At 64.4% G+C, this 3,671-nt stretch carries 2 protein-coding genes; both read right to left on the minus strand.

The genetic code is table 11. The features are described from left to right. On the minus strand, window positions 1–1,367 hold a 1,367-nt coding region (locus tag AX735_RS26905), incomplete at its 3' end, for a methyl-accepting chemotaxis protein (RefSeq protein ID WP_066280633.1). A gap of 220 nt (window positions 1,368–1,587) precedes the next feature. Beyond that, a complete protein-coding gene (locus tag AX735_RS12595; protein ID WP_066280640.1) occupies window positions 1,588–3,393 on the minus strand; it encodes a methyl-accepting chemotaxis protein in 1,806 nt (601 codons plus the stop codon). Window positions 3,394–3,671 lie beyond the last annotated feature (278 nt).

The raw sequence follows: 3,671 nt of genomic DNA on the forward strand, positions 1-3,671 counted from the left end.
GAGCGCTGCGCAAGCGCCCGGACCTCGTTGGCGACGACCGCAAAGCCCTTGCCCGATTCGCCCGCACGCGCGGCTTCGACACCGGCATTGAGCGCGAGCAGGTTGGTCTGGAAGGCGATACCGTCAATCACGTCGATTATGCTGGTGATCTCGCTCGACGACTTCTGGATTTGTCCCATGGCTTCGACCGCTCGGGTGACGACGATGCCGCCCTCGGTTGCGCTGCCATGCGCGTCGGAGACCTGCTCGCCGACCTCGCGTGCATTCCTGGCGGTCTGCTGCACCATGCCGGTGACCTCGCGCATTGCCGCGGCACTTTCCTCGATATTCGCCGCCTGCTGCTCGGTGCGCTGGGCAAGATCGCCCGAGGCCGAGCGGATTTCGGCGGAGCCATTGAGCACATTGCCGGCCGAAGCGGCGGTGCGGGTGACCACCGCGCACAACGTCTCGGTCGCGCTGTTGAAGCTGATTCGCAGCGGTTCGAACTCGGGCGGGAAGCTGGCGGTGATGCGATAGGCAAGGTTGCGGCTGGCCAGCGCCTCGAGCCCCATGGTGAGCTCGCGCACCACGCCGGCCTGGACGTCGGCGGCAAGGCAGGCCTGTGACGATTTGCGGAAGACTTCGATCGCGCGCATCATGTCGGCTATCTCGTCTACCGGCTTGTCGAGCCTGGCCTCGGCCTTGAGATCGCCCTCGGCCATGCGCCACATGACCGCGGAAACGGCCTTCAATGGATCGACCAGATGGCGGCGCAGCAGCAGATTGGCGGCGGTCAACACCAGCAGCAGGACAAGCCCCGCCACCGCCATCGCGACAAAGGCCATGGTGACATAGCTGTCGCCGGTCTGCCGGGTCGCGGCCTGATAGACGGCGGTCTGCTCGACCAGCCGGTCGATCTCGCGCCGGTGATCGGCATAGGCAGCGGCAAGCCGCGCGACGCTCTGCCGGGCAGCGACCTCGTCGCCGCGTTTGAGGCTGGGCAGGAAACGCTGTTCGAGCTCGGTATAGAAGCGGCGGGCAGGCGCATCGACCTTGTGAACTTGCGCCTTAAGGTCATCGGGCAGGGTGGAGGCGGCCCAGTGCTTCTGACGCGCGTCGAACTCGCCATGCAGCTTTTTCAGCCGTGCCGCATGATGATCGAGCCGCTGTGGCTCGGCCATCGCGAGCCGCGCTTCGAGATAGGATTCGAGGATATAGACCGGAGGCGGCAGGATATCGGCGACCAGATCGGACGCCTGCTGGTTGTCGTTCGAGATCGGGCCGCCGACGCTGATCGTGGCCATCGCTGCGCCGACGAATAGCGCGGTCGCTGCCAGAGTTGCGAAAATGACGCCGGTGCCTGCCAGCGTGGCCTTGCCGATCTGCATCTGTCCTGCCCTTTCGCGCCAGCCAGATCGCCCGGTCCCCGCTTCAATCGAGAACCGTGAGATGGGTGTCGGCCTTCCCACAAGGCCGTCTGGAATAGCGAATGAGCAGAAGCGTCGCGCAAAGCGCTGAATTTAAGGTTAATGCCGAATTATGCTTGAGTAACAATGAATAGAACTGATCATGGATCGAGTCATGACCTCCTGCCTGTCTCTGGCCGGTTCAAAAATTCGCCCAGGCGCCGTCATCGGACTTGAGGGCAAGATTGCCCGAAGGCACCGGCAGGCGATGAGCTGCGCGCCTTTTCGTATTTGCTGTTGCGGCGTGTGACCGACCGGTTTCAAAGGCTTCGACCAGCGTCGCCAGTTCGCTCGCTTCATCGGCCAGGCTGCGTGCGGCAGCGTTCGATTGTTCGACCATGGCGGCATTCTGCTGTGTCATCTTGTCCATGTCGCCGACCGCGAGATTGACCTGCTGCAACCGCACCGCCTGCATCTGTGCGGAGTCTGCGATATCGGCAATGCGTCCGTTGATCGTCGCCACGCGCTCGCCGATCTGCAGCAGGACCGCGCCGGTCTCGTCGACCAGCGCCACGCCTTCGGCCACCGACTGGTGCGACGTGGTGATCAGGTCCTTGATGTCATGCGCTGCGTCGGCGGAGCGCTGTGCGAGCGCGCGCACCTCGTTGGCGACCACGGCAAAGCCCTTGCCTGCCTCGCCCGCGCGCGCCGCCTCGACCCCGGCGTTAAGCGCGAGCAGGTTGGTCTGGAAGGCGATGCCGTCGATCACGTCGATGATGCTGGTGATCTGGCTCGCCGATTTCTGGATGCTGTCCATCGCCGCCACCGCGCGCGCGACCACCTTGCCGCCATCGGCAGCGCTCGCATGCGCTTCGGAAATGTCGCGGCCGACATCGGTCGCGTTGCGCGCGGTCTGGTGCACCATCTCGGTGACTTCGCGCATCGCGGCAGCACTTTCCTCCAGATTGGCGGCCTGCTGCTCGGTGCGATGGGCGAGATCGTTCGAGGCGGAGCGGATCTCCGCCGCGCCGTTCAGCACATGGCCGGCCGATGCGACGCTATGGCTCAGGACCTCGGCCAGCTCTGCCATGGTCTGGTTGAAGCTGGTGCGCAGTGCTTCATACTCTTCGGGGAAACGCGCGTCGATTCGACGGGTCAGCTGCTTGGCAGCGAGCGCGTCCAGCCCGCCGGTCAGCTCGCGGACGATGAACGCCTGTTTCTGCTCGGCGGCGAGCCGCGACCGCGAGGCTTCGCGGAAGACCTCGATCGCGGCGATCATGTCGGCGATCTCGTCGACCGGCTTGTCGACCTCGGCCCGCGCGTCGAGATCGCCGCCCGCCATCCGCCGCATGGCATCGGCGACCGATTTGAGCGGAGTGATTGCATAGCGCGACAGCAGCCCATTGGCGGCTGCGAGCACCAGTGCAAGGATGAGCCCCGCCAGCGCCATGCTCCAATACGCAAAGCTGGCCTGAGCCGCGCCAGCTTCGCGCGTTTCAGCCTGATAGGCGGACGTCTGCTCGACCAACTCGTCGATTTCGCGGCGATGCGCGGCATAGGCGCGGCCCAAGGCATCGATGCTGGCCGATGCCGCCGCCATGTCGCTGCGCTTCAGGCTCGGGAGAAAGCGGCTTTCGACCTCTGCAAAGAACTGTTGCGCTGGCGCATCCACCCTGTTCAGCTGCGCCTTGAGCGGATCGGGCAGGGTCGAGGCGGTCCAATGCGCCTGGCGGGTCTCATATTCGCCCTGCAGTTTTGCCAGTCGATCGGCATGGCGCCGCATCGCGCGCGGCTCGACCATCGCCAGGCACGCTTCCAGGTAGGATTCCAGGATATAGACGGGCGGCGGCAGGATATCGGCGACCAGATCCGATGCCTGCTGGTTTGCGGCAACGACGGGGCCGCCGACACTGATCGTGCCTAGCGTCGTACCGACATAGAGCGCCGCGACAGCAACGGTGGAGAAGATGACTCCGGACCCGATAAGCGTTGCCTTTTTCAGATCCATCGTCCGCGCTCCTATCATTGGCGACCCGGCGCACGCACAAACGATTGCGAACACCGGTTGCAATAAGCTTCGATCCCCCTGTTTTGGGGGTGGCCTCCCGTACGACCGGACTGCTCAAGCAATGGTTAACGACGGCCCTGTTCCGCAGCAGATCTGGACCGATCACCCCCTGTTTCAGGGGGGTGTGGCGTAAAGAAAGATTGACACAAACGGATCGCGGTAAGGTCACGTCCGTCAATGAGGTGTAATTTGGGGTGTGGTCACCGGGCTGCATGGTC

It is taken from the genome of Blastomonas sp. CCH1-A6, from assembly GCF_001556365.1.
Taxonomy (GTDB): Bacteria; Pseudomonadota; Alphaproteobacteria; order Sphingomonadales; family Sphingomonadaceae; genus Blastomonas; species Blastomonas ursincola.

Bases quoted from the DNA above. Each gene is read 5' to 3' on its own strand.
- AX735_RS12595 (WP_066280640.1), bottom strand. From the start codon at position 3,393: ATGGATCTGAAAAAGGCAACGCTTATCGGGTCCGGAGTCATCTTCTCC.